The organism is Klebsiella sp. I138, from assembly GCF_051131765.1.
In the GTDB taxonomy this organism is placed as follows: domain Bacteria; phylum Pseudomonadota; class Gammaproteobacteria; order Enterobacterales; family Enterobacteriaceae; genus Klebsiella.
On record NZ_CP180447.1, the window covers coordinates 1,092,111 to 1,113,506 of the forward strand.

A 21,396-nucleotide genomic window follows, 5' to 3' on the forward strand; every position below is an offset into this window, starting at 1 on the left:
TTTTGTCGGGGGAGAGGCCTCTTTCCCCCAATATTCCCCATTATTATCAATTTCGCAAAAATCTTTTGTCATTTCGTTTACTTCTGTTTTTTTGTGATTGATGTCATGCTTTTGACTTCTGATGAGATACCGTCGCTGATGACGGTCTGCTGGAGTCATTGAATGAAAATCAACTTTCCCTTGTTAGCGCTGGCGATAGGCGCGTTTGGTATTGGCACAACGGAGTTTTCCCCGATGGGACTGCTGCCGGTGATTGCCAGGGGCGTCGACGTCTCTATTCCTGCGGCGGGGATGCTGATCAGCGCTTATGCGATTGGCGTGATGGTCGGAGCGCCGTTAATGACGTTGCTGCTCTCTCATCGCGCGCGCAGAAATGCGCTGATATTTCTGATGGCGATATTCACCCTGGGTAACGTCCTCTCTTCAATGGCGCCGGATTACACCACGCTGCTGCTCTCACGTATTATCACCAGCCTGAATCACGGCGCTTTCTTTGGCCTTGGTTCGGTGGTGGCGGCGAGCGTGGTGCCGAAACATAAGCAGGCCAGTGCGGTGGCGACCATGTTTATGGGATTGACCATCGCCAACATTGGCGGCGTTCCGGCGGCAACCTGGCTGGGCGAAACAATCGGCTGGCGAATGTCATTCCTGGCGACTGCGGGGCTGGGGCTGGTGGCGATGGTCAGCCTGTGGTTCTCGTTGCCTGAAGGTAGCGCCGGCGATCGGCCGAATGTTAAGCAGGAGCTCTCCGTGCTGCTCCGCCCGCAGGTGCTATCTGCGCTGCTGACCACCGTGCTCGGCGCGGGGGCCATGTTTACGCTCTATACCTATATTTCACCGGTGCTGCACACCATTACGCATGCTTCACCGCTGTTCGTCACCGCGATGCTGGTGTTGATCGGCGTCGGCTTCTCCCTGGGGAACTACCTGGGCGGTAAATTTGCCGACCGCTCCGTCTCCGGGACGCTAAAGGGTTTTCTATTGCTGCTGATGGTAATTATGCTGGCCATTCCGCTGCTCGCTCAGACGCCGTTGGGGGCCGCTATCAGTATGGTGGTCTGGGGTGCGGCAACCTTCGCCGTGGTTCCGCCGCTGCAAATGCGGGTAATGAGAGTGGCTCATGAAGCGCCGGGACTGTCATCTTCGGTGAACATCGGGGCGTTTAACCTGGGGAATGCGCTGGGTGCGGCAGCCGGTGGCGCGGTAATTTCCGGCGGGCTGGGCTATGCCTTCGTACCGGTGATGGGGGCGATTATTGCTGGTCTGGCTCTGCTGCTGGTGCTGTTTGGCGGCCGTTCGCAACCGGAAGAGGCGTTTGCCGGGCAGTAGATTTATTCGCAGAAGGGTTGCCCCTTCTGCGTAAACGTTTTATGCCGCCAGATTGGCTGCGACAAACGTCCAGTTTACCAGCGCCCAGAAGTGCGCCAGATACTCAGGGCGAGCGTTACGGTAGTCAATGTAATAGGCATGTTCCCAGACATCCACGGTCAGCAGCGGTTTGGCGTCGCCGGTCAACGGCGTGCCAGCGTTGCTGGTGGAGACAATGCTCAGGCTGCCATCGGCATTTTTAACCAGCCATGTCCAGCCTGCGCCAAAGTTCTTCGCTGCCGCATCGGTAAACTTCGCTTTAAAATCTGCAAAGCTGCCGAAAGACTGGTTGATGGCAGCTGCCAGCTCGCCTTCCGGCTCGCCGCCCGCATTGGGTGCGAGGCAGTTCCAGTAAAACGTGTGGTTCCAGACCTGAGCTGCGTTGTTAAAGATGCCACCTTCGGAAGAGCGGACGATCGCTTCTAAAGACTGACCTTCAAACGGAGTGCCTTTGATCAGGTTGTTGAGGTTGGTGACGTAGGCCTGATGATGCTTGCCGTAGTGGTATTCCAGGGTTTCTGCGGAAATGTGCGGCGCCAGGGCGTCTTTTGCATACGGTAATGCAGGTAATTCAAACGACATTGTTACTCTCCTTATAACTTCTTGTTTTTTAGCTCACATTCAAAGGATGTTTCACCATCCAGAACTGCCTGTACTGTCTATCGCCGGGACGAGTGCGACAGGCTTTTATTGTGATCAGAATGCTAACACTTGCCGAACGGAGTTAAAAGCCTTGCAATGATAAAGGGTATATTTAACAACCGTGATCGGCGCAGCCTACACCCGGAAGGGGGAAAAAATGTCAGGTAAGAGGAGGGGAGTCTGTTCTGCGTGACCGGCGTGCGAATTCCGTGCCACAGATAACCTACCGCAGGTGCGGCAGGTGAGAGTTAGCGGATAGTTTTCGGGGTCATCACGCGGCGGGCGCCAACATAGTGGCGAATCCAGTAATCTTCGCTTAATGAGGTTATCTGGATATCACGGCCGGTACGCGGCGACTGAATAAATTTACCGTTGCCAACATAGACGCCAACGTGGTCGGCGGTGCCGCGCCCACGGGTACGGAAGAACACAAGATCGCCGCTTTGCAGCTCCCCGCGATCGACCGGACGGGCGTCGCGCAGGTGGTACATCTCATTCGCGGTACGCGGAATGCGGATTTTGACCAGATCCTTATAGGCGTAATAAACCAGTCCACTACAGTCGAAACCGGTACGCGGTGAGGTCCCGCCCCAGCGATACGGTTTGCCAATCTGATCCATCAGCTTAGACATGGCGGTGCTTTGCGCTCTCTGTACGCGGGCTTTGTGCGCATCTGCCAGCGTTAGCGGCTGTTCTTCCACGACCTGCTTACAGCGCTTTTTATAGCCTTTGCGCACGACACATTTGCTCTGCACGCTGGCCATAACCGGTGCCGGCTCGGCGCTCGGCGTGAGCGGTTTTGCACACTGTTTTTTATACCCTTTACGCAGGACACATTTTTTAGTGCCGGCGGCCTGACGGTTCAGCGCCGTTTGGCTGGATGCGGTGGTGCGGGTTGGGTGTCTGGTGCGGGTAGCCGTCGAGGCTTTCTTGCTGGAGGTTTTGGTCGTGGACTTTGTTTTCTGGTTGGTGGCTTTTTTCTTACGTTCTGTAGTGCCCTTCGCCGAATGCGCTTTTGGCGTGGCGGAGGTGTGCGTATGCCCTGAAGCATGCGCCAGTGGAGTAAATGAGATAGATGTAAACAGTAATGCACAGAGCGAAATCGCGATTTTGTTTAGCCGCGCCACTGAGCAATCCCCTGATTAATGACAGATATGTACCCATACCTGACGGTGAATGACAAAACCCAACGATTCTAAAGCATAAAAACCCGGAAAGTTAATACTCTTTTGTATCTAAAGTGTCGTTTGATTAACAATTGCAAAAAATTATCTCAGACATTAACCACCTTGTGCGGAAAATGTACAGCGATAAGACATGTCCGAGAGCAAAATGATATTTTTAAGGCAACTTCTGGCCGCAGAAGATAAAATATAATGAGTGAAAAAAATGTTATTATCTGTCCTGCGTTCAGGACGCTACAATGACAAATTACTGCCGTATAGAAGTTAAGGAAGCATGACAATGAGCACGACTGTAGAAAAAATCCAACGTCAAATCGCTGAAAACCCGATCCTGCTGTACATGAAAGGGTCTCCGAAACTGCCAAGCTGCGGTTTTTCCGCTCAGACCGTGCAGGCGCTGTCTGCATGCGGCGAACGTTTTGCCTACGTTGACATCCTGCAGAATCCGGATATCCGCGCGGAACTGCCGAAATTTGCTAACTGGCCGACCTTCCCGCAGCTGTGGGTTGATGGTGAGCTGGTTGGCGGTTGCGATATCGTGATTGAAATGTATCAGCGCGGCGAACTGCAACAGCTGATCAAAGAAACGGCGGCGAAGTACAAGACCGACGAACCGAAAGCGGAATAAGTCTGCTGCCAGTAAAAAAGCGACTTCAGATGAAGTCGCTTTTTTTTGTCTCTTATTCGCTTTCTGCGAGCGGCAAAGGCCAGCCGCCAAGACGTTTCCAGCGATTGACTATCTCGCAAAACAGCTGCGCCGTCTGCTCGGTATCGTACAGTGCAGAGTGTGCCTTGGTACCATCAAATGCCATACCGGCAGCCAGGCAGGCTTTAGACAGCACAGTCTGGCCGAGTGCCAGTCCGCTGAGTGCTGCGGTATCGAAGGTCACGAAAGGGTGGAACGGATTGCGCTTGAGTCCGGCGCGTTCAGCGGCGGCCATCGTAAAGGTGAGATCGAACGTGGCGTTGTGCGCCACCATAATGGCACGATTACAATCGTTGTCCTTAATCCCCTTACGGACCATTTTAAAAATGGCGTGCAGGGCGTCGTATTCACTTACCGCACCGCGTTCAGGATCGTTCGGATTGATGCCGTTAAAGGCCAGCGCCTCAGGTTGCAGATTGGCACCTTCGAAAGGTTCAACATGAAAATGCAATGTCTCGTCCGGCATCAACCAGCCTTGCTCATCCATTTTCAACGTAATGGCGGCGATCTCAAGCAGGGCGTCGGTTTTAGCATTAAACCCGGCGGTTTCTACATCAATCACCACGGGGTAGAAACCACGAAAACGGTCGCACAGACCATTAAGTTGAACGTTCTCGGACATCTGATTCTCTTAACTGGAAAAAAGTAGCGCGCATTATGGCAAATTTTGCCACGCCTTGCAGCAGGAAGGGGAAAAACAGCGGGCGCCGCTAAGCGCCCGAAGTCGGTTAGTTGCCAAGACCTTTGCCGGCGTCTTTCTCTTCAATCAGTTCGATTTTGTAACCGTCCGGATCTTCAACGAAAGCGATAACCGTGGTGCCGCCCTTAACCGGGCCGGCTTCGCGGGTGACGTTGCCGCCGTTCTGGCGAATACGCTCGCAGGCTTCGGCCGCGTTATCCACGCTCAGCGCGATGTGACCGTAAGCGCTGCCGAGGTCGTATTTGTCAACGCCCCAGTTGTAGGTCAGCTCGATAACAGCGGTCTCGCTTTCTTCGCCGTAACCTACGAAGGCCAGCGAGTATTTATACTCGGTGTTTTCGCTGGTACGCAGCAGCTTCATGCCCAGCACGTTGGTGTAAAACTCGATAGAACGTTGCAGATCGCCAACGCGCAGCATCGTGTGAAGTAAGCGCATAGTTTTTATACTCCTTGTTTACAACCCTTTAGTCGGGCCATAGGTGCAATTGTCAGAATAGCGTAACAAAACGGACAAGGCGTTTCATACACCCGAGCACTATAACGTAAAAAGGCCGCCATTTCAGGCGGCCCTTACGCTGACATCTCTCAGTGTACCAGAGGCCGCCGCCAGTTTAGCGCTCGCGACGTGCCCGACTTTGCTGGATTACGACTTCTTTAAATCAATGCGCACAATGCGCTCTTTCGCCCCTTCGACGAACAGATCCGGATCCCAGTCGCGATTGAAACCTTCTTTAATGCCAACGTAGAGCGTATCCATATCGTCTGATAACGCCATTTGATTCGGATAGACCGGCACGCGGAATTCACGGCTGATGGCGTAGGTGGTGGCGTCAACTACGCTAAGAGTACCGCTGGTAAAGTTGGTGACGTACAGCTCGTTGTATTTCGGATTGTACTTTACCGCGTTGGCACCGGCGCCGGTACGGACATAACCAAGCTGTTTGCCATCGCGGAGGCTAAAAATATACAGTCCGTCGAGCGGCCCGCTTCGGTCGTCATGATCGAACGTCACCACAAAGATTCGACCGGATGCAGAATCCACGGTTAAATTCTGTGCGCTGGTAAGCTGCGGTCCGGACGTCTCCAGGGGAAGAGTCCGCAGCAGGCGCTGCGTTTTGGCATCGATCTCGTTAACGTAGTCTTTGCCACCGACATAGATTTTCTGCGTTTTTTCATCCAGCGTCAGGCCATAGGCCGTACCTTTGTACGCATCTGGTACCTCTCCTTTAACGGCCAGCGTCGCGCCATCCAGCATGAGCAGCTTATGTAGCGGCTTCATCCCTTCCGGGGTATTCAACATATTGCTGTAGTTGATGAACAAGGTATCGGCATCCTGGCTGTAGACCATATGGCGCAGATGCTCGAAGCGGGAGTCCGCGGCATCTGCGGCATTAAAACTGAGCTTCTCGCTGGTTTTGAGCAGTTTGCCGGTGGTGGTGTCGAGCAGACTGATTCGCAGCGAGGCCGACTGGGTGTGCCCGATATAGAGCCGATGCTGAGCCGGGTTTATCGCCAGGGAAAAGGCCCGATACGGCATATCGTAGCGCTGCTCAATGTGCAATGACGACGGATTAAAGGCATATAAATAGCCTTTATTCGCTTTTCGGTTAACGCGATCGGTCACGGCCGCATAAACGTGCTGATGCGCATTATCAAAAGCCAGCTCATAGATCCCTTCGTCGGCCTCCTGAAGATAGTTTGTTTTCAGGGCAAAGCGCGACGCTTCGCGCGGCGGAGGGTCAATGGCGAAGGCAAGGGTCGGGAACAGGGCGGCCATTAGCCACGTTGCCAGCGGTTTTTTCAGATCTAAGCGGGTCATCTTGGGTTCCTGATGTTCATCACAGGTTAAACGGAATAAGGGCGCTCCCACGCAGCGGGGAGCGCGCGGTATCAGAACTGGACTTCGCCACCGAAGATCCAGGTCCGGCCCCGGGCGGTGGTATTGACAGATGCGCCTTCTTTGGCGTAGTCGAGACTCTGATTCATCCGGTTAAGGGCTTCGGCATAATCGCGGTTGGTGACGTTCTGCACGCTCAAACGCAGCAGTACGCTCTCCGTCATCTGCCAGGTGCTGTAGAGATCGATGACGGTCGGGATATCCGGCATGCTCTCTTTAGGGACGGTGCCGGTGTCGACGTTGATCCCCTCGCTGCTCAGCCGTTTTGATTTACCGGTAAATTTCACCAGGCTGCCGACGGTGAGCCGCCGGTCGAAAAGACGTCCACCGATATCAAGGGTGGCGTAGCTGGCGGGCAGATCGCTCAGATCGTTGTAGGCGAAGCTATAGATCGTGCTGGCAACCGAGGTGGGCTGGTCGGTGTGCTGTTTGCTCCAGGAGAGATTGGCATAGGCGAAGCCCGCGTCGTACCCGGCCTCAATTTCATAGCCTTTAGTGGTCACCGGAGAAGGGGTGTTGACATAGATATTGGCATTAAAGTCGCCGGACGAATTTGCGCTGTCTTTGCACAACTGGCCGGTATAGCAGAGCGTAAAGGATTCGCTGGTAATGTAATCTTTGATACGAGAGCGGTAGGCCAGCGCTTTTAAGTGGAAGCTGTCCTGTTCGAACAGAACACCTTGTTGATTCACGTTAAACCCCACTTCCCAGGTGTCGGCTTTTTCAGGCTTCAGGAACGGGTTCATCGAGGCGCCGCCTTCGTTAGCAAAAAAGACCTCCTGAACGTTCGGTGCGCGGGATGAACGGCTCCAGCTGACAAAAGGCTGGAGCCAGGGGGTAACCTGTGCTGAGAAGGTCGCGGATGGGTTAACCGCGTGGTCATCAAGGTGTAGGTTGCTTTCTCCCTGTGGAAAACACTTTTCATCGTTGGCACAGGCCGGTTTGTAGCCTTCGACCTGGCTGCGGGTGTAATTCAGATTTAGATCTAACGTATAAATATCCCGGCTCAGCGTCAGACTGGAATATAATGCCGAGATGCGTTGTTTCCCCGCTGGTGCAAAGGCGTTGCGGTCAGTTTCAGTATCCTGAATAAAACGGCGGGTATAGCGCGTGTCCATTAATTTACTACCGAGCTGGAAGACGCTGTAAATATTATTTGTTAATTTAAAACGACTGGTATTGCTAAGGTCGATGGCGTTGGATTTATTGGTGGTTGATGAACTATTGAAATTATACAGCGATTCCGGCTTATAGTCCTGGTTTCCACGGCTGGTACTGGCCAACATGTTTATTTCCACCAGCTCATTGAGCGGAGCGTAGTGATAACGCAGGTAATAGTCGTCGCTGGTAATGTTGCGGCGGGTAAACACGTTACTGTAATTTCTGCCGGAGAATTCGATTTTGTTGAACTGGTCCGGGTTAACATTCACCTTATAGAGCTGGGATCGAGGCTCCTGGCGCAGATATTGATTATCATCGCCAATGAAATCTTCGCTGCTGCGTCCGCCGCCGTTTTTATAGGTTGCATAGGTTCGACTGCCGCTGATGCCCACCAACGCGCCAAGTGCGCCGCCGTTGGCAAATGTGTCTGTTTTACCCGCCACCGCCACCATGCCCGTACGCCCGAGTCCATTATCACCGACTGAGAAACGTGAAAGCAGGCCTGTTTGCCGCCCCTCCTTGAGAACGTCATCAATCCCAATGGTGCGCATATTGGCGCTCCCTGCCAGGGCATTTACCCCTTGTGAACCGGCGCTGCTGCCGCGGGTTATGTCAACTTCAGCGAGGAAATTGGGGTCGAGCGGAACGCCAGCCGCGGTGTTAGCTCCGCCGTGGTAGTTGGCCGGTGCCATCCCATAGTAAGTCTGAGTTACCCCATCCACCATTGTATTGACCCGGCCCAGACCGCTCATTCCGCGGATGTTGACACCGATAGTCCCCTGCAGTGGATCGATTTGCGTATAGGTGCCCGCCATGCTGCGTAATGAGGCATCCAGACTCTGCAAATTCTTATTCAGCGTCCGTGAACTGTAGGCCCCGGGGCGGGTATAGCTCTCTTCTGACGACCCTACGGGACTTTTATCCGCGAGCGGATTATCCGTAATGGTGAGCGGGGAGAATACCGACTCGCCTTTATTTTCCTCAGCGAAGGCAGAGCCGTTTAGTATAAGCAGTCCGGCCACAAGACCCGTAACTATTTGTGGTTTTTCCATAATCAATTCCTTTTAAGGTATTATTTTACTGCGCAAAATGAACCCCTCTGCGCCGCTTTTATCTCTAAGGGCTACAGTGAGTTGTTCATAATAAAAATTAATATCTGGCCGCTCTGCCTTGATAATGCGAGCGGCTTCTGTTGATTGAAATTAAAAACAGCACAGCTGTGGATGCTGGAATGTTATTATTTTGTCAGGGTAATATTCATGGCGCCTTACCCGGGGTTATATTTTTAACAGACCGAATTCGACCGGAAGCGTAACCTTATGCACGCCGTTATTTAAAATTTCCTGCGGCGGTGGCGGAAGCGGCCGCGCATTGTCCACGGCACTGATTGCCGCTTTGTCCAGTGAAAGCGTCCCCGATGAGGCGACCAGTTGCGTACTGAGTATTTCGCCGTGGGCATTCACGCTAAACGCAATCATTGCGGTTCCACTACGTTTGCGCCGCCGCGCATCTTCAGGATAGTTGCGCATTTTATTGATTTTCCCTTTAACCAGCGCCTCCCAGCTTATCTTGCTGGCGCTGATGTGGACGGCATCCGTATCCAGCGGGGCCGCATTGCGCCGGGTGAGAGCGGGCTGGACCGGCGGTGCAGCCAGACTGGTCATTGCGGCATTCCCGGCTTCAGCCCGCTGCTCATGCCGGGACTGTTTCCTGGCCTCAGCCGTTTTTTTGACCCGCTGCGGCAGTTTTGCCACCGCCTGCCTGAATTCCGCATCGGGGTGCTCAAGGCGCTTCGGTGCCTCTTTGTCAGGGGTTATCTCCACGCGGGTCATTTGCTCGACTTTACGCTGCTGGCTGACGCCAGGTGCCAGCTCCGGCCTGACGAATAAAACTTCAAACTCCGGAGCATATTCCATCATCACCGCTGCCGGGGGGGTCTCACGCGGTTTTAGCGAAAAATGAATAATAAACGGTAGCACCAGAGCCGCGTGGAACAATATGCTGGCCGTCGAACCGCCGACCCAGGAAACTCGAGGTGAGGTGAATGGTGTATTGATCTTGCCGCTCATTTTGTTTCCTGAACTGACCAGATGTAGTCGGCCTGTTTTGCCGTCAGCGTCGTCCCTTCGCGGGTGAGCATCACCACCACCGGTTTTTCCACCGCCAGGTCGGCCAGATGCAGCGGTACGCCAACGTCTTTTGCCGCATGGTAACCCCCGGCGATCAACAGCGTCGGGCGCGGCGCCCGTGAAAGTTGTCCGGCCATAAAGCGGTCGCGGTGCTGCTGAATAGCAACCATGGCGTTGACCTGTTGTTCACCGATCTGCCCGTCATGCATGAGATAGATAATGGCCGACAGGGACTGTCTGACCTGTGGGGTTGATGTGCGCGCGCCGGGAGGGAAAGTGGGGTGGCGATAAATTTCTGTCACCTGCTGCCGGCTGATATTGGCGGCGAGCAGCGGGTAGGGGGCTTCCAGTGCCGTCATAACCACATCACGATACAGATCCCACGGCCAGCCGCTGTTCCAGCGCAGTGCTTCGGCGGCGCGGGTCGGGCTGACCGAAGAGCCGGACGCGCTAGCCTGCTTAACCCGATTGACCGCCTCCTGCTGGCTGATATCGATCATCTCCATCAGGACGCTACCCTGGGGACGGGATTGCGCCAGGTTTGTTAGCAACCATTGCTCAATTTGGTGATGATGAACGTTAGTATGCTCTTCGCCGATGATGACTATCGGGGCGCTGTCGAGGCGAGTCAGGAGCTGCGCGGGTGTGAGCATCCTGCCGGTGCTGGCTTCCTGAATACAGGTACACTCCACGCTTGTGGCGGGCGTAGAGAGGGCCGGGAGCGGTGACGCATTCTGGCAGGCTGACAGAGCTAATATGCTGCCGATAACCAGAGATTTGAAGAAATATTCCGTGTTAAACATACATATCCGTTTGGGTTTCTTTAGCTGTGGTTTTTTATGCTAATTCGTGCCGCGGGATTATATGTAGTAATGATAATGATTATCAAGATCATTCTCATTTACAATTTTGTGTGGCGTCAGGGGGGAGAAACCTGAGTACGGGAAGCGGGCATGAGAGGGGGATGAACGCCGGGAAGTATAGCAGTAGCGGCGGCTGGCCGCCGCTACTGGAAAGGGATTACAGTGTCGGGTAATCGGTGTAGCCTTCAGCACCGCCGCCGTAGAAGCTCTCCGGACGCTGTGGATTCAGCGCGGCTTTATGCTGCAAACGCGCCACCAGATCGGGGTTGGCGATATAGTCACGGCCGAAGGCCACCGCATCGATTAAGCCTTTGCCGATCAGATCGTTAGCTTTTTCTACCGTGTACGCACCGGCACCGATAATTGCACCCGGGAAGCGGTCGCGGACTTTTTGACGGAACGCTTCGCTGTACGGCTGGCCACCGGCCCAGTCCGGCTCGGACATGTGCAGGTAGGCAATACCGCGTTTTGCAAGCTCTTCAATCAGATACAGTGCATCGGCTTCTTCATTCGGACCGTTATCGACATTCTGGAAACTGCCGATTGGCGATACGCGGATCCCGATACGCTCAGCGCTCCACTCTTTGCTGACCGCATCAACCACTTCCAGCACCAGGCGCGCACGGTTTTCGACGCTGCCGCCGTACTGATCGGTACGGTGGTTAGACGAAGGGGACAGGAACTGGTGCAGGAGATAGCCGTGCGCCGAGTGCAGCTCAACGAGGTCGAATCCAGCATCACGGGCGTTGCCTACCGCCTGGCGGAAATCATCGACGATTCCCGGGATTTCATCGAGCTCCAGCGCGCGCGGCATGGAGGTGTCGACACGAATAGCGTGGCCATTTTCATCGCGCAGCGAGGTGCGGGTACCCGCGCTGATCGCTGACGGCGCAACCGGCGCTTCGCCACCAGGCTGCAGGGAGTTGTGGGAAATACGTCCGGTATGCCACAGCTGTACGGCGATGCGGCCATTTTCGGCGTGAACGCCGGCGGTGATTTTCTGCCATGCGGCGATCTGTTCCGGGCTGTGCAGACCCGGGGCACCGGCGTAGCCTTTAGCCTGTGCGGAAATCTGCGTTGCTTCGGTGATAATCAGACCGGAGCTGGCACGTTGACGATAGTACTCGCCCATAAGCGGGGTCGGAATGTCGCCCGGTTCGATGCTGCGCAGGCGCGTCAGCGGAGCCATAAACACGCGGTTAGGTACGGTTATCGCACCGACTTTCAGTGGGGAAAACAGTTTTGATTCGGACATAATAACTCCTGAGTAGACCGGTCGACTTGTAATTCGTTAAATAAAAACGCCTGTTAAACGTCAGGCGCCGCAATAATCTGTTTAGCATGGGCAAGGGCGCTTTCCAGCGGCATTGCGCTGCGGGTGATCTTGGCCTGTAAATTGGCTCCCAGCCACAGGGAATAAAGCACCTGAGAGAGGGTAAACGCATCACCGTTAAATGTCAGGCTACCTTCCTGACGGCCTTTTTCCAGCGCTTCACCCAGCAGCGTAATAATCTGGCTGGCGCCTTTGTTCATTTCCGAGCGCATGGATTCAGATAAATCACACACTTCAGCGGAGAGCTTCACCGTCAGGCAGCCGCTGATAATACCCTGCTGACAAAACTGAGTCAGCGTGTGCTGGTAGTAGGCCAGCAGGCGGTCGCGGTAGCTTCCTTCACCGTGGGTAAAGTGTTCAACCAGGCGACGGATATAGCCGGCGTAGTGATATTCCAGCAGCGCAACGCCGTAAGCTTCTTTAGAGCGAAAATAGTGGTAGAAAGAACCTTTCGGCACTTCCGCTGTTTTCAGCAGTTCGCTCAGGCCCATCCCGGTAAAACCGCGGTGCATGCACAGCTGTTCGCCGGTGGCCAGAATATGTTCGCGGGTATCGCATTCGCTATGTTTGTTCATGGCGCTCACTGTAATAGACCGATTGGTCTAATGCAAGAAAAATAAAAATGCCTCATCAGGCAGAGGCTGAGCAACAAAAGTTGCGCTGTCGGGTTGAAACGTCTTCAATGAAAGATACAACGAAGTCACCGGAGGCGTGGAGTGGCAGAGCAGCTGGAGTTTTTCCCGGTACAGAGTCCGTGTCGGGGAATTTGTCAGTCAGATGAGCGTGGTTTTTGTCGCGGTTGCTTTCGCAGCCGTGAAGAGCGTTTTAGCTGGCAAACAATGAGTGATGTCCAAAAGCAGGATGTACTGCGCCTGTGCCGCCAGCGTTTATTGCGCAAATTACGCGCGAACAAGCCTCAGGCCGAGGAAGAACCGCAGCAGCCTTCACTGTTTTAATGGCAAAATTGCGTATACTCAACACACTTTTTTGTTGAGGACGTTGTTATGGTTCAGCGTATTGCTATGGCCCCGCAGGGGCCGGAATTCTCGCGTTTTGTTATGGGCTACTGGCGTTTGATGGACTGGAATATGTCCGTGAACGAGCGGGTCAGCTTTATTGAGCAGCACCTGGATCTGGGTATTACCACCATTGATCACGCCGATATCTACGGCGATTATCAGTGCGAAGCGGCGTTTGGCGAAGCGCTTAAGCTGGCTCCACATCTGCGTAGCCGAATGGAAATTGTCAGCAAGTGTGGGATTGCTACCAAAGCCCGCGCCGAAAATACCATCGGCCACTATATTACCGACCGCGATCATATCGTCTTAAGCGCCGAGCAATCGTTGCGCAATCTGGCGACAGACCATCTGGATTTGCTGCTGATTCACCGCCCTGATCCGCTGATGAATGCGGATGAAGTGGCAGAAGCTTTCCTCGCACTGCATCACAGCGGTAAGGTTCGCCACTTTGGCGTGTCCAACTTTACGCCAGCCCAGTTTACCCTGCTGCAATCGCGCCTGCCGTTTACCCTGGCCACCAACCAGGTTGAGATTTCGCCGGTACATCAGCCGCTGCTGCTGGACGGTACGTTGGATCAGCTACAGCAACTGCGGATCCGGCCAATGGCATGGTCCTGCCTCGGCGGCGGACGTCTGTTTAATGATGACAGCTTCCAGCCGCTGCGCGATGAGCTGGCTCAGGTTGCTCAAGAGCTGAATGCCGAGAGCATCGAGCAGGTGGTGTACGCGTGGATCCTGCGTCTGCCGTCGCAGCCGCTGCCGATTATCGGCTCCGGTAAAATTGAGCGCGTTCGCGCTGCCGTGGTGGCTGAGAAGCTGAACATGACTCGTCAGCAGTGGTTCCGCATCCGTAAAGCCGCGCTGGGTTACGACGTACCGTAATCGAGCTTTTCGCCTGCACAATGGCCGTTCCAGGTGCAAGTTGCCTGAAATAGCGCCATTGTGCGGGCGCTGTCCAGAACACCATCTTCGCGTAGCGTGCTTCGGCGAAAGCCAGATAATCGACTGCGGTCACGCCCCGCTTACTCTTTCCGCTATTGTCCCGACGGCAGGTGCCTGCTCTAACTGCGACAAGGCGCAATACAGCCGCCAGATCACGGCCGCCAGCTCTTTTGCCGCCGGCTGGTGGTGATGGCTCAGGGTATCGCAAATACGCTGTAGTTCCTGCAACGTCGAAGCCAGGGGACGCTGCTGGACGCCGCGCTCGCTCATGACATCCCGCAGCAGACTGATGCACAAATCCCGCACCTGCGAGAGCGGATCGGAACGCGTTTCCCACTCGCGAAGCTGCCAGACAACGTGCGAACAGTTAAGCAGCACCACGCCCCAGCGCAGCAGCCAGCGGCGGGCCAGAGCATCCTGGCTGTTACTTAACTGACTGATGTGATGGTAAACCAGCGATTCAAACTCGTGCTCGCTATGCTGAGGACGACGGCTCAGCTGATCGACAAAGTGACGGCGTAACGCTTTAATATGCCGGCGGCTTTTTCGCGCATCCGAACCGGGGCTTATCACGGCAAACGCGAGCCAGGCAAATCCCACGCCAATGATTTTCCCCAGGTTATCGTTCAGGAAAGAGGCGAAGTCGTAGACCGGCGGGTTGGTCACCGAAATAAACGATCCCATAAACACAATAAGCTGGCCCCACAGGCCGGCCAGCTTTGGCATCTGTAGCTTGAGCAGCTGCATGGTGGTCAGCAGAGGAAAAAGGAACAGCAGGAACTGCCACAGGTCGGTTATCTGCACCATCAGGCCAAACTTCACCCCAAAGCTAAACACCGACAGCAAAATCAGCGTGCGCATCAGCAGGGTTAACGATTTGAACGGTGAGGGTGAGACTGAGTAAAGCACGCAGCAAATCGCCGCCAGGGTGAGCGCGGCAGCGCAGGCCTGCCATTGGGTACTGATACCCCAGGCGCCCACCGCGACCAGCGCGCAGAACGTCCTGATGCCGTTCCATAGTGCCTCCGCCTGATCGGTATGACGCGCTAACGCCGGGGCGGAAGGAACGTTGAATTCAGCGATGGCCGACGCATTTTCCACGCGGCGGATCCAGCGGCTGCTGTCCAGATATAAGCGGCAAAAGTAGCGTAGCCGTTTCCAGAAGGCGAGATGGCGATAGTCGGCATCGGCTAAGGGCGCCAGCGGAGCGATTATCCGCGCGACGGCGTAAAAATCGGCCCGCGGATTGGCCAGCGCGATAAGCAGGGCTTCCAGCACTTCACGGGTATTCGCCGGCGCAGCCGGCCAGTTGATCAGCATCCGGCGCAGGCTGGAGATAACGCTGGTCAGGCGCAGCTGCTGGTGGAGTAAGTAGTTGAGCAGCGGGTTTTGACGACGAAAGCGGTAATGGCTCCAGAAGGCCTGAATTCGCAGCAGGTTCATGGTCAGGATTTGGCCGATCACGCTTTCGTGGGCGCTGCGAATCGCATCGGTAGTTTCCGGAACCCACAGCAGGCTGGCGTGCTCAAGCAGGCGCGCGTGCATATTTTTCAGCGCCGTCAACAGCGTGGTTCCGTCTGAGGTGCTGGGCATGATCATCATCATCAGCCCGCCGCACAAGATCCCAACGATGACCTCGCAAACCCGCGACTGCGCGATAGTCCACAGCTCGTTGGCGTCGGTGATATTAATGACCGGAAAGGCGATAATAGCGCAGGTATAGCCAGCGAGCTGGAAGGCATAGGCGACGTTATTGGTGTACATCGCGCAGGCCCAGGTACAGAACGCAATCCACGCTGAAATGCTGAATAAAAACAGCCATGGGTCGTTCAACGTATGCCCGGCGAGCAGCAGCGCAGCGCAGGCGCCGAGCAGGCTCCCGGCAATACGGCCAAAACTCTTACTGATCACACCGCCAACCGTCGGGAAGCTGACGACAGCGGCGGAGGTCATCGCCCAGTAAGGCTCGTCAAGATCCAGCCAGTAGGCAAGGCTCAGCGCAAGACACATAGCAATGCCGTTACGCAGGGCGTAGCGCCACTGCGGACGGCTGGCTTTAACCCACGGAAGAGCCCGCCACGACAGGGCCTGCAGTTTCATCAGGGCTCGCCAATTGAAACGGTGCAGGTAGTGCCGGAAACCAACGTTGTATCCGCGGGCAGAGCGTCAAATTCGATGCGTACCGGGACGCGCTGGGCCAGGCGTACCCACGGGATATTGGGTTTAATATTGGCAACGAGGCTATTCCCGCTTTCAATGCTTTGATCCACAATGGCACGGCCGATGCTGGATACGTGACCCTGTAACGTCTGTTTGCTGCTGTACAACACAATCTGCGCGGTGTCGCCGGGGCGAATGTGGCGTAGTTTGGTTTCTTCAAAGTAGCCAATGACATAAAAAGAATGGCTGTCGACAAGGGCGAAAACCGGGTGGCCTACCGAGGCATAGTCGCCTGTGCGGGTCGTCAGGTTGGTTACCCAGCCGTCAACCGGCGACTTCACTTCCGTCTGGCCAAGCTGCCACTGCGCGTGTTCCAGGCTAGCCTGCGCCACCCCGACTACCGCTTTGGTGGCCTCAAGATTGGTCGTGGCTGTGTTCAGCGCGGTATTCACACTTTCCAGATCTTCGGCAGAGATTGCGTTCTGCGAAAGGTTACGCCGGCGATGGGCGTCGCTGGCTGCTTTAGCCTGCTCGGCTTTCGCTTTGGCCATTTCGGCTTTGGCTTTAGCGAGCTGGGCCTCGGCGTTGAGGGTAGCAATGCGATAGGGTGTGTCATCAATCATGAACAGCACGTCACCCGCTTTGACCAACTGGTTATCACGGACGTTAAGCTGAAGAATGCTGCCGGAAACCTGCGGCGTAATGCCGACTTGTTCGGCGCGGACTTTGCCATCCCGAGTCCAGGGCGATTGCGTGTAATAGTTCCAGACCAGCCACGCGGCAATGATGGCGAGTGCGGCGACCAATAGCGTCGAGAGATATTTTAGTTTTTTCATGTCGTGAACATTACCAGGCAGTCAGTAAAACCAGAGCCAGACAAACGGAAAGTGCAAACAGGGACAGATCCATCAGCAAGGGATGCCAGATATCGCCGGCGTACATCCAGTCGCGCAGCTGGCGATGAATCACCAGCCAGATAAAAAATCCCAGCAAAACGGCTTTAAACAGGGGAGGAAAGTAGACAGACGCGCCAAATACCAGGTCCTGGAGCGACAATCCTGAAGTGTTAAGACTCAGTTTCACAAGCAAAAATCCTTTGCCATTGCAGGGAGAATGTTCAGGGCATGCTATTATTACACATTGTAAATCATTGTTTTGAATTTGGTGAATCAGGTAATTCATTTGTTTTGATTATTTAAATGCTGCACACTATTCTAAAATCAGTATAATAACTTAGCAAGCTAATTATAAGGAGATGCAATTGGAATCGCCACTGGGTTCTGATCTGGCACGTTTAGTGCGCGTCTGGCGCGCGCTGATCGACCATCGCCTGAAACCTCTGGAGTTAACGCAGACGCACTGGGTCACGCTGCATAATATCCATCAGCTGCCTCCCGAGCAGTCGCAGATTCAACTGGCGAAAGCTATTGGTATCGAGCAACCTTCTCTGGTGCGCACCCTGGATCAGCTGGAAGAGAAAGGCCTTATTTCTCGCCAGACTTGTGCAAACGACCGGCGCGCGAAACGAATCAGGTTAACGGAAAAAGCGGAGCCGCTGATCAACGAAATGGAAGAGGTGATCGGCAAGACGCGCGATGAAATTCTGTCTGGTGTTTCAGCAGAAGAAGTCGAAACGCTGCTCAATTTAGTCCGTAAACTGGAACAGAACATCCTCGATCTTCAGGCAAAAGATTAACTTCTTCAGGGCCTTGATAACTCAAGGCCCTTTTTTCATACTCTCTTGATCACCCGCGCCAGACAACCACCTGATTACGCCCGCTATTCTTGGCCTCATACATCGCGGCATCAGCTCGTTTTACGCACTCTTCGGCGCTGAGAGTACTGTCCGTGGTCGTGAACACCCCGGCGCTGATGGTCATTTTTTCCGGGAGATCCTCTTGCTGCTCGTTTATGGCAAGACGGATGCGCTCTGCCACCTCCAGCGCCTCTTCTGAGGGGGTGTTAACCAGCAGCAGGGCAAACTCTTCCCCGCCGATGCGGGCAGCTGAATCTTGCGTGCGGACATTCTTCTGTAAAACGTTGGCGGCAAACTGGATGACTTTATCACCCTGCACATGACCGTAGTTATCGTTAATGCGTTTAAAAAAGTCGAGGTCGCTGACGATAACGGAAAGCGGCTGTTTGGCCGATACCGCCGGCAGCAGGGCGGTGAGAGTATCGTAAAAATAGCTGCGATTGTATAAACGGGTCAGTGAATCGCGGATCGAATTCTGATAGGAATTCATATATTTATTTTCTGATTCACGATAGAGGCTAAACACGTCGCATAGTAAAATAAAAAACATAAATAACGTACCGATCACTTCGAAGAAACGCGCGTGATACCAGGCGTTTTCAGTGCTGCCTTCAGAGAGTAACAGGAAACCAAGAATCAATATATATGCACTGCAAAAGAAAGCCCCGCTATACCAGAAAATATTTCGTAACCGGGTGATGGAAATAAGCAGTACCAGCGTAATTAACCATCCAGCAGCTAACAAACAGCCAATAATATCACGCCAGAGCACAGAGTGAATCAGGGTAGCATTATCAATTAAGACGGCCACCAGCAGCGGAGTATGGCTTGAATATAGCCATGAAAGAGTAATGACCGCCACTGTAAAACTAATACATAGTGCCAGAATCAGTACATGAGCTTTGCGGGTGAGCTTATCACTATGACGAAAAGCGTATAAAACGATAGCGGTGATGAATAGTATCATCATCATCAGGTTACGAAACGTGTAAAAGATCAGCGCATCGTTGGCGTTGACTAAAAGCCCTGAGTCACAGATGAACCAGTTCGGGTAGCTACTTAAGGTCCCCAGCATCAGCAAGGATGAGCCAGCAAAGGCGCAAGCAATGGCGATGAGATACAGGCGCTTTCTATTACACCAGTATTTCATCACCATAAAACAAGAAACCGTGATGTGCAGTATTAATAAAAATAATGTGAGTACAGGAAAAAGCAGTGGATTAGTTGTAGATATACGACTAATTAATGAGGCGGAGAATAAATGTATTATTCCCATGAAAATAGCGCATATAACGAGGTAGATAAAAACTCGTTTCACTAAGCGTTGGCGTTCAATATGCATACGTTGCATCCTTGTGAAAATAACATTTCCATTCTGTTGGACGTGCTGTGACTATCGTGATATGACGACAATACAATATGGTCAATAATAAATATTGAGCAAAAACAAATATGCTTCGATTATTAGAAAGGGGAGTCAGGTAATTCTGTAAAATAATGTATGGGACATTTATTCAGGCGAGAATGGACAACGCTTTGATATTAACGGTATTTGATATTAACAGAACAGAAAAACAGGGCGGCCAGAAAGGCCGCTCTGATAGGATAAAACTTAACGCGGGGAAACTGTCACCTGGCTGCCGCTGCCGGCAAGCGCGACTCGCTGACCGACGGAGAACGGGGTGCTCCCCTGTTTCTGTACGACCAGGATGGTGTTGCCGTCATCTTTGCGAATTTCCAGTTCAACGCCCTGGGTTTTGTTCATCGCGCTCTGCACGCCCTGGCCGGCTACGCCGCCGGCAACTGCGCCTGCTGCGGTTGCCAGAGAACGGCCCGTGCCGCCGCCAACGGTGTTACCCAAGAAACCACCGAGCACCGCACCACCGATAGCACCGATCGCATTGCTGTCATCACCGCTCTGAATTTGGACTGCGCGGGTATGAACAATGGTCCCGTAGGTGACGCTTTGCACCTGTTTGGCTTCTGATGCGGAGTAAACGTCCCCGGAGAGGCCGCTGCTGCTGACGCAGCCTGCAAGCGATAAGCCAATCATCGAGACAGCCAAAACACGTAAAATCATTTATGAATCTCCTTCACCAAATAGTGTTCTGTTGAACGTCCATACATTCGATTATATGGCATTTCATTGCCGGCTGGCATACTTCCAGCATGGACTATACAAAAAATAATAATTATCCCCCCTTCAACCTAACATAAACGTAAGTTCTTTACGTATTACGCACGCTTTAGCGCTTTAGTGTTAAGAAACGTTAGTGCACCGTAGCATTACCCCCATCTTTATGATGGAGTGTGGGTATACGAAGTCATGGAATGAGAAGGGAGGCGTATGAAATCAGGTCACTTTATCGGCGTAATGTCCGGCACCAGTCTTGATGGCATTGATGTTGTTCTGGCGGCAATAAACGAGAGCGTGGTGGCTCAGAAGGCCAGCCTGTCGTATCCCATTCCTGTAGCAATAAAAGAGGACATCCTGGCTATCTGCCAGGGGCAGCCGCTGACATTATCCCAGCTCGGTCAGCTGGATACGCGTCTGGGCCGCTTATTTGCCGATGCGGTGCTGGCTCTTATGCGTCAGGAAAATTTACAGGCGACGGATATTATCGCCGTTGGCTGCCATGGCCAAACGGTGTGGCACGAGCCGGTTGGCGAGGCACCAAATACGCAGCAAATTGGCGATAACAACCAGATAGCAGCCCATACCGGAGTGACGGTCGTCGGGGATTTTCGTCGTCGCGATATGGCGCTTGGCGGGCAAGGTGCGCCGCTGGTGCCCGCTTTCCACCATGCGCTGCTGTCCCATCCGGTAGAACGACGGATGGTGCTCAATATCGGCGGGATAGCCAACTTGTCGCTGCTGGCACCGGGCGTGCCCGTTCGCGGGTATGACACCGGGCCCGGGAACATGCTGATGGATGCCTGGATCTGGCGCCAGTGCGGTAAACCGTACGATAAAGACGCGCAATGGGCCAGCGAGGGCAAAGTACTGCTGCCGTTGCTACAGAATATGCTCAGCGACCCGTGGTTTGCGCTGCCGGCGCCGAAAAGCACCGGGCGCGAATACTTCAACTATGGTTGGCTGGAACGCCAGCTGGCACGTTACCCAGGGCTGCGCCCGCAGGACGTACAGGCGACGCTGGCGGAGCTGACCGCCGTGACGATTGCGGAACAGGTACTGCTGAGCGGAGGATGTGAACGTCTGCTGGTTTGCGGCGGCGGTGCGCGAAATCCATTGCTGATGGCGCGACTGGCGGCGTTGCTGCCGGGAACCGAGGTCTCCACGACCGATGCGGCAGGAATCAGCGGCGATGATATGGAAGCCCTGGCGTTTGCCTGGCTGGCGTGGCGAACGATGTCCGGGCTGCCGGGCAATCTACCGTCGGTAACCGGTGCGTCAGAAGCCTCCGTGATTGGCGCTATTTTCCCCGCGAATCGAACGCAGAATCAGAGTTAACTGAAATCCCTGTTTTTTAATAACCGGTAAACTGGAAGACGTTAACGGGGGGCAACAGCCCTCC

General features: G+C 54.0%; 21 protein-coding genes. 6 read left to right on the plus strand and 15 right to left on the minus strand.

Features of this window, described 5'->3' with window-relative positions; all coding sequences use genetic code 11:
• Positions 1-162: 162 nt before the first annotated feature.
• Positions 163-1,329 (plus strand): MFS transporter, encoded by a 1,167-nt coding sequence (locus ACMYSK_RS05045; protein ID WP_434640717.1) that lies wholly within the window; start codon positions 163-165, stop codon positions 1,327-1,329.
• A gap of 39 nt (positions 1,330-1,368) precedes the next feature.
• On the opposite strand, the gene sodB is transcribed toward ACMYSK_RS05045, so the two are convergent.
• Together sodB and ACMYSK_RS05055 are read right to left on the minus strand one after the other, a co-directional pair.
• Positions 1,369-1,950 (minus strand): superoxide dismutase [Fe], encoded by a 582-nt coding sequence (sodB, locus tag ACMYSK_RS05050; protein ID WP_434640719.1) that lies wholly within the window; start codon positions 1,948-1,950, stop codon positions 1,369-1,371.
• A gap of 308 nt (positions 1,951-2,258) precedes the next feature.
• Positions 2,259-3,137, minus strand: a complete 879-nt coding sequence (locus tag ACMYSK_RS05055; protein ID WP_434640721.1) for a C40 family peptidase — start codon at positions 3,135-3,137, stop codon at positions 2,259-2,261.
• A 337-nt stretch (positions 3,138-3,474) separates the two neighbouring features.
• Between ACMYSK_RS05055 and ACMYSK_RS05060 the strand changes: the two genes are divergently transcribed.
• Entirely contained in the window at positions 3,475-3,822 is a 348-nt protein-coding gene (locus tag ACMYSK_RS05060; protein WP_434640723.1) for a Grx4 family monothiol glutaredoxin, read from the plus strand.
• A gap of 52 nt (positions 3,823-3,874) precedes the next feature.
• Here the strand turns inward: ACMYSK_RS05060 and rnt are convergent, their stop codons facing one another.
• The 8 genes from rnt to ACMYSK_RS05100 form a co-directional block, all read right to left on the minus strand.
• Positions 3,875-4,522 carry a ribonuclease T gene (gene rnt / locus ACMYSK_RS05065; protein ID WP_434640725.1) on the minus strand — a complete coding sequence of 216 codons (648 nt, stop codon included), beginning with the start codon at positions 4,520-4,522 and terminating at the stop codon, positions 3,875-3,877.
• A 106-nt stretch (positions 4,523-4,628) separates the two neighbouring features.
• On the minus strand, positions 4,629-5,036 hold the full coding sequence (gene gloA / locus ACMYSK_RS05070) for a lactoylglutathione lyase (RefSeq protein WP_434640727.1): 408 nt from the start codon (positions 5,034-5,036) through the stop codon (positions 4,629-4,631).
• Positions 5,037-5,243: 207 nt separating this feature from the next.
• A complete protein-coding gene (locus tag ACMYSK_RS05075) occupies positions 5,244-6,419 on the minus strand; it encodes a YncE family protein (protein ID WP_434640729.1) in 1,176 nt (391 codons plus the stop codon).
• Positions 6,420-6,490: 71 nt separating this feature from the next.
• Positions 6,491-8,710: a TonB-dependent receptor domain-containing protein gene (locus ACMYSK_RS05080; protein WP_434640731.1), complete on the minus strand. Its 2,220-nt coding sequence runs from the start codon at positions 8,708-8,710 to the stop codon at positions 6,491-6,493.
• 225 nt (positions 8,711-8,935) lie between these two features.
• Positions 8,936-9,727, minus strand: coding sequence for a TonB family protein (locus tag ACMYSK_RS05085; RefSeq protein WP_434640733.1), 792 nt, complete (start codon positions 9,725-9,727; stop codon positions 8,936-8,938).
• Positions 9,724-10,590, minus strand: coding sequence for a ChaN family lipoprotein (locus ACMYSK_RS05090; protein WP_434640735.1), 867 nt, complete (start codon positions 10,588-10,590; stop codon positions 9,724-9,726). The genes ACMYSK_RS05085 and ACMYSK_RS05090 overlap by 4 nt, the downstream gene beginning before the upstream one ends.
• A 217-nt stretch (positions 10,591-10,807) precedes the next feature.
• On the minus strand, positions 10,808-11,905 hold the full coding sequence (locus ACMYSK_RS05095) for an alkene reductase (protein ID WP_434640736.1): 1,098 nt from the start codon (positions 11,903-11,905) through the stop codon (positions 10,808-10,810).
• A 53-nt stretch (positions 11,906-11,958) separates the two neighbouring features.
• Positions 11,959-12,558, minus strand: a complete 600-nt coding sequence (locus ACMYSK_RS05100; protein WP_434640738.1) for a TetR/AcrR family transcriptional regulator — start codon at positions 12,556-12,558, stop codon at positions 11,959-11,961.
• Between the two features lie 141 nt (positions 12,559-12,699).
• Here ACMYSK_RS05100 and ACMYSK_RS05105 point away from each other — a divergent pair, with 141 nt between their 5' ends.
• Positions 12,700-12,939 carry a DUF1289 domain-containing protein gene (locus ACMYSK_RS05105; protein WP_434640739.1) on the plus strand — a complete coding sequence of 80 codons (240 nt, stop codon included), beginning with the start codon at positions 12,700-12,702 and terminating at the stop codon, positions 12,937-12,939.
• 48 nt (positions 12,940-12,987) lie between these two features.
• Positions 12,988-13,884, plus strand: coding sequence for an aldo/keto reductase (locus ACMYSK_RS05110; protein ID WP_434640741.1), 897 nt, complete (start codon positions 12,988-12,990; stop codon positions 13,882-13,884).
• A gap of 129 nt (positions 13,885-14,013) precedes the next feature.
• Here the strand turns inward: ACMYSK_RS05110 and ACMYSK_RS05115 are convergent, their stop codons facing one another.
• Genes ACMYSK_RS05115 through ACMYSK_RS05125 form a run of 3 tightly spaced genes read right to left on the minus strand, consistent with a single transcriptional unit; the run spans position 14,014 to position 17,187 of the window.
• Positions 14,014-16,044: an FUSC family protein gene (locus tag ACMYSK_RS05115; RefSeq protein ID WP_434640742.1), complete on the minus strand. Its 2,031-nt coding sequence runs from the start codon at positions 16,042-16,044 to the stop codon at positions 14,014-14,016.
• The gene (locus ACMYSK_RS05120) at positions 16,044-16,940 is read right to left on the minus strand and encodes an efflux RND transporter periplasmic adaptor subunit (RefSeq protein ID WP_434640744.1); all 897 of its coding nucleotides are present in this window, start codon (positions 16,938-16,940) and stop codon (positions 16,044-16,046) included. The genes ACMYSK_RS05115 and ACMYSK_RS05120 overlap by 1 nt, the downstream gene beginning before the upstream one ends.
• Positions 16,941-16,950: 10 nt before the next feature.
• Positions 16,951-17,187 (minus strand): DUF1656 domain-containing protein, encoded by a 237-nt coding sequence (locus tag ACMYSK_RS05125; protein WP_434640746.1) that lies wholly within the window; start codon positions 17,185-17,187, stop codon positions 16,951-16,953.
• Between the two features lie 172 nt (positions 17,188-17,359).
• Here ACMYSK_RS05125 and slyA point away from each other — a divergent pair, with 172 nt between their 5' ends.
• Positions 17,360-17,800, plus strand: a complete 441-nt coding sequence (gene slyA, locus ACMYSK_RS05130; RefSeq protein ID WP_434640749.1) for a transcriptional regulator SlyA — start codon at positions 17,360-17,362, stop codon at positions 17,798-17,800.
• Positions 17,801-17,849: 49 nt separating this feature from the next.
• Here the strand turns inward: slyA and ACMYSK_RS05135 are convergent, their stop codons facing one another.
• A complete protein-coding gene (locus ACMYSK_RS05135) occupies positions 17,850-19,202 on the minus strand; it encodes an MASE4 domain-containing protein (RefSeq protein ID WP_434640751.1) in 1,353 nt (450 codons plus the stop codon).
• Between the two features lie 270 nt (positions 19,203-19,472).
• Entirely contained in the window at positions 19,473-19,940 is a 468-nt protein-coding gene (slyB, locus tag ACMYSK_RS05140) for an outer membrane lipoprotein SlyB (protein ID WP_434640752.1), read from the minus strand.
• Between the two features lie 267 nt (positions 19,941-20,207).
• On the opposite strand from slyB, the gene anmK reads away from it, so the two are divergent.
• Positions 20,208-21,332, plus strand: coding sequence for an anhydro-N-acetylmuramic acid kinase (anmK, locus tag ACMYSK_RS05145; RefSeq protein ID WP_434640753.1), 1,125 nt, complete (start codon positions 20,208-20,210; stop codon positions 21,330-21,332).
• Positions 21,333-21,396 lie beyond the last annotated feature (64 nt).

What these genes read in the sequence shown, in the direction of transcription:
- ACMYSK_RS05045 (WP_434640717.1), top strand. Translation starts at nt 163, where the DNA reads ATGAAAATCAACTTTCCCTTGTTAGCGCTGGCGATAGGCGCGTTTGGT.
- sodB (WP_434640719.1), bottom strand. Translation starts at nt 1,950, where the DNA reads ATGTCGTTTGAATTACCTGCATTACCGTATGCAAAAGACGCCCTGGCG.
- ACMYSK_RS05060 (WP_434640723.1), top strand. Translation starts at nt 3,475, where the DNA reads ATGAGCACGACTGTAGAAAAAATCCAACGTCAAATCGCTGAAAACCCG.
- rnt (WP_434640725.1), bottom strand. Translation starts at nt 4,522, where the DNA reads ATGTCCGAGAACGTTCAACTTAATGGTCTGTGCGACCGTTTTCGTGGT.
- gloA (WP_434640727.1), bottom strand. Translation starts at nt 5,036, where the DNA reads ATGCGCTTACTTCACACGATGCTGCGCGTTGGCGATCTGCAACGTTCT.
- ACMYSK_RS05075 (WP_434640729.1), bottom strand. Translation starts at nt 6,419, where the DNA reads ATGACCCGCTTAGATCTGAAAAAACCGCTGGCAACGTGGCTAATGGCC.
- ACMYSK_RS05080 (WP_434640731.1), bottom strand. Translation starts at nt 8,710, where the DNA reads ATGGAAAAACCACAAATAGTTACGGGTCTTGTGGCCGGACTGCTTATA.
- ACMYSK_RS05085 (WP_434640733.1), bottom strand. Translation starts at nt 9,727, where the DNA reads ATGAGCGGCAAGATCAATACACCATTCACCTCACCTCGAGTTTCCTGG.
- ACMYSK_RS05090 (WP_434640735.1), bottom strand. Translation starts at nt 10,590, where the DNA reads ATGTTTAACACGGAATATTTCTTCAAATCTCTGGTTATCGGCAGCATA.
- ACMYSK_RS05095 (WP_434640736.1), bottom strand. Translation starts at nt 11,905, where the DNA reads ATGTCCGAATCAAAACTGTTTTCCCCACTGAAAGTCGGTGCGATAACC.
- ACMYSK_RS05100 (WP_434640738.1), bottom strand. Translation starts at nt 12,558, where the DNA reads ATGAACAAACATAGCGAATGCGATACCCGCGAACATATTCTGGCCACC.
- ACMYSK_RS05110 (WP_434640741.1), top strand. Translation starts at nt 12,988, where the DNA reads ATGGTTCAGCGTATTGCTATGGCCCCGCAGGGGCCGGAATTCTCGCGT.
- ACMYSK_RS05115 (WP_434640742.1), bottom strand. Translation starts at nt 16,044, where the DNA reads ATGAAACTGCAGGCCCTGTCGTGGCGGGCTCTTCCGTGGGTTAAAGCC.
- ACMYSK_RS05120 (WP_434640744.1), bottom strand. Translation starts at nt 16,940, where the DNA reads ATGAAAAAACTAAAATATCTCTCGACGCTATTGGTCGCCGCACTCGCC.
- slyA (WP_434640749.1), top strand. Translation starts at nt 17,360, where the DNA reads ATGCAATTGGAATCGCCACTGGGTTCTGATCTGGCACGTTTAGTGCGC.
- ACMYSK_RS05135 (WP_434640751.1), bottom strand. Translation starts at nt 19,202, where the DNA reads ATGCATATTGAACGCCAACGCTTAGTGAAACGAGTTTTTATCTACCTC.
- slyB (WP_434640752.1), bottom strand. Translation starts at nt 19,940, where the DNA reads ATGATTTTACGTGTTTTGGCTGTCTCGATGATTGGCTTATCGCTTGCA.
- anmK (WP_434640753.1), top strand. Translation starts at nt 20,208, where the DNA reads ATGAAATCAGGTCACTTTATCGGCGTAATGTCCGGCACCAGTCTTGAT.